This window comes from Falsiroseomonas oryziterrae (assembly GCF_021864505.1).
In the GTDB taxonomy this organism is placed as follows: Bacteria; Pseudomonadota; Alphaproteobacteria; order Acetobacterales; family Acetobacteraceae; genus Falsiroseomonas; species Falsiroseomonas oryziterrae.
The window spans coordinates 1-549 of sequence record NZ_JAKJIB010000716.1 but is presented as its reverse complement, the minus strand read 5'-3'; the positions used below and the strand labels follow the sequence as shown (position 1 = coordinate 549).

Annotated in this window: 1 protein-coding gene and 1 pseudogene; one reads left to right on the top strand and one right to left on the bottom strand. The window is 74.1% G+C overall.

Features of this window, described 5'->3' with window-relative positions; genetic code table 11:
• A pseudogene (locus L2I40_RS24310) lies at nucleotides 1-217 on the bottom strand (hypothetical protein); the annotation flags it as partial.
• 40 nt (nucleotides 218-257) lie between these two features.
• Here L2I40_RS24310 and L2I40_RS24305 point away from each other — a divergent pair.
• The coding region (locus L2I40_RS24305) for an ArsR/SmtB family transcription factor (RefSeq protein ID WP_237217890.1) at nucleotides 258-549 on the top strand (292 nt) is incomplete at its 3' end.

The following is a 549-nucleotide window of genomic DNA, read 5'->3' as shown; positions in this document are numbered from 1 at the left end:
CCGCGGCCGCGCTCCGCCCGCCGCAGCAGGCGCAGGCGGCGGCATGGGTCGGTCCAGACAGGTCGAAGCTGGCAAGCGCGACGGCGCCGGTGGGCCGCTCCGGGGGAGGGGCCTCGGCCAGCACCGCCGCGGGCCTGCCCGCGCCCAGCGCGGCCTCGAGCGCGGCCGCGTCCGGGACGATCACGAGGGGGATACGGGCGTCCAGCGACCAGGTCATGTGCTGGACATAAGGATATGTTTATGCCATTTGCAAGCGCATGGATGCCCTCCTGACCCAGTTGCGGGCGATCGGCGAGCCCACCCGGCTGCGGCTGCTCGCCCTCTGCGCCCGTCAGCCGCTTTGCGTGACGGATCTCTGCGCCGTGCTCGGCCAGTCCCAGCCGCGGCTCTCGCGCCACCTCAAGCTGCTGACCGATGCCGGGCTGCTGGAGCGGATCCCGGAGGGGTCGAACGCCTATTTCCAGATGCCGGCCGCCGCCGACCTCGCCCGCCTGGTGCTGGCGCGGCTGCCGGAGGAGGATCCGCGGCTCGCCGCCGACCGCCGCGTCG